Origin of the sequence: Sphaerisporangium sp. TRM90804, from assembly GCF_029846175.1 — a bacterium.
In the GTDB taxonomy this organism is placed as follows: Bacteria; Actinomycetota; Actinomycetes; order Streptosporangiales; family Streptosporangiaceae; genus Sphaerisporangium.
This window is the reverse complement of record NZ_JARWAC010000060.1, coordinates 1-2,171: the sequence shown is the minus strand read 5'-3', so window position 1 is coordinate 2,171 and position 2,171 is coordinate 1. Positions and strand designations below refer to the sequence as shown.

The window sequence follows — 2,171 nt, the reverse complement described above, 5'->3', positions numbered from 1 at the left end:
GAGCTCGCGGGCGCCACCGACACCGCCCTCGAAGGCATCGCCCTCCTGCCCGCTCCCCCGGCCGGCCGCACGCCCCCCCCCCCCCCCCCCCCCCCCCCCCCCCCCCGGGGGGGCCCCCCCCCCCCCCCCCCCCCCCGCCACACTCACACGGTTCTGAGGAAACCCGTTCAACCTATGCCCGCGCGGCCCCCTGAGGCTTTGGTACGTCTGCGTTGAGTGAGGGGCAGGCATGCTGATTGGCAGGGCGGCGGTTCTTGTCTGTGGGCCACGAGGTGTGTACGGCCTGGCTTGTGGCGGATCACTCCTCGCCGGAGAAGCGCTCCCAGGCGGATTGGCGGGTGATTTTGAGGGCTTCGCCGATTCTTGTCCAGGTGACGTTGCGTCGGCGTAGTTCGTGTACCCATGAGCGTAGGTCGGCCTCGGCCTGGTTGATGTGGGAGGCGACGCGGGGGATGTGGCTCAGCATTTCGTCGTCTGTCAACGACACCCATATGGGTAGCCGTGGTCCTGCGGGGGCGGTGGGGGTTCCGTCGATGATCTCCGTGGCTAGAGCTACGCACTCGTTGCAGATGTGCACTCCGGCGCCGGCGACCAGCTTGTCGACCTCGGTCTCCGGCTTGTTGCAGAAGGAGCACCGGGCTAGTTCAGTCAGGGTGTCGGAGGGGGGCATGGTGCACTCCTAATCCGTCAGGGCTTCCCTGACAGATTAGCTCGTCAGGGAAACCCTGACAACCTAAGGTGGGCGTGCGTCCCTTCTGGTGAGGGCGTCAGCGTGTGCGGTGTCGCAAAGTGATCGCGCCGAGGTCGTGGCGCTGCTCCGCAGGTCGTACGCCCTGCGCTCTGGCGCATCGGAGGAGACGGGTGACTGCGAAGGGTCTGCTGGGGTTCAGGCAGGGACGGGTGTGGCGCTGGTGGCAGGCGGTTGGGGTCGGCGTTGCTTTCGTTCTCATGGTGGGGGTGCTCTTGGTCAGTGGCGACTGCTCCGGGGAGGCGCCTCGACCGGGTGTCACGTCGGTCGGGGAAGGTGACGTGCCGAACGCGAAGATCATCGACAAGGATCAGCGCGTCGAGGTAGAGGTCGAGACCCCGCCTCGCTGGTGAGGCGTACCGGCTCGGCGGGGTCTTCTTGCTCCTGGGAGTCGTGGCTCCCGTGGGGCTCGGCGTCGCCTGACGGGGGTTGTCGTCGGGGTGGCGGTTTACGCTTCGGCCCAGACGCCTAGTTCGTTGCCGCTTGGGTCGGTGAAGTGGAAGCGGCGGCCGCCGGGGAAGTCGTAGGGGCCGTCCACCACTTTGCCGCCGGCGTTCTCGACGGCGGTTACCGACTGGTCGAGGTCATTGGAGTAGAGGAGTACGAGTGGGCCGCCCGGTCGTACCTGCTGGTCGGTACGGAGGCCGCCTACTTCGGGGGCGGGGGCGCCCTGTGGGTTCTGGATGCCGGCGTACTCGGGGCCGTAGTCGGTGAATCGCCAGCCGAAGGCTTCGGTGTAGAAGCGCTTGGCCTGCTCCAGGTCGGTGACCGTGAGCTCTATGTAGTCGATGGCGTGGTGCCGGTGCTGAGGTGGCTGCGTCATTGCCGCATTATGCGACTCGGCTACGACAATTTACGGCGACGCTGAGGCGCTGAGCGGGCCGTGCGCCGGGGGCAGGCGCCGGGGGCGGGCGCCGCTGTGGGCCTCCACGCGGGGAGGCGCCCGCGAGGTGTGGACCTACGTCAGGCGCCGGTCCAGCGGGCCCTCGCGAAGGGGGCCGGTGACTGCCAGGTGTGGGTCGACGTCAGCCACTGACCCGCGGGTCCCTGCGCGGGGCGGCGCCTGCGGATTGTGGGTCGGCGGTAGCCATCGCCGCTGCGGCCCTGCGGGGGCGGCTGGCGTGGCTCTTCGCGGGGAGTGGGGCGCGTTGGCGCGCGCCTGGGCGTGGGTGGTGCGATCACGGTTCGTGCTGTTGGTGTCATGCTCATATTTCGGAGACGTGTCGAAACTTTCATTCAATATCTCCGCACGCCAGAGCTATGGATGCGCGCTAACCAGGGCTGATGTTCTCCTGTGAAAGGCTGGGGCTTCGCAATCTTTCGGTGAACGTTGACACCTCGTCGGCGTGGGACGAACACTGGCGCCATCGACAGGGCCCACGCACTGTCGTGCCAGGTCACTCGCCCTGCGGCCTGGTCCTTC

The 2,171-nt window shown here is 68.0% G+C and carries 3 protein-coding genes; 1 reads left to right on the top strand and 2 read right to left on the bottom strand.

Features of this window, described 5'->3' with window-relative positions; translation table 11 throughout:
• Window positions 1-298: 298 nt before the first annotated feature.
• Window positions 299-670 carry a ClpX C4-type zinc finger protein gene (locus tag PYR91_RS36220; protein ID WP_279787522.1) on the bottom strand — a complete coding sequence of 124 codons (372 nt, stop codon included), beginning with the start codon at window positions 668-670 and terminating at the stop codon, window positions 299-301.
• Between the two features lie 191 nt (window positions 671-861).
• On the opposite strand from PYR91_RS36220, the gene PYR91_RS36215 reads away from it, so the two are divergent.
• Window positions 862-1,101, top strand: a complete 240-nt coding sequence (locus tag PYR91_RS36215; RefSeq protein ID WP_279787520.1) for a hypothetical protein — start codon at window positions 862-864, stop codon at window positions 1,099-1,101.
• A gap of 95 nt (window positions 1,102-1,196) precedes the next feature.
• Here PYR91_RS36215 and PYR91_RS36210 read toward each other — a convergent pair whose 3' ends face one another.
• The gene (locus PYR91_RS36210; protein ID WP_279787518.1) at window positions 1,197-1,571 is read right to left on the bottom strand and encodes a VOC family protein; all 375 of its coding nucleotides are present in this window, start codon (window positions 1,569-1,571) and stop codon (window positions 1,197-1,199) included.
• Window positions 1,572-2,171: the final 600 nt, after the last annotated feature.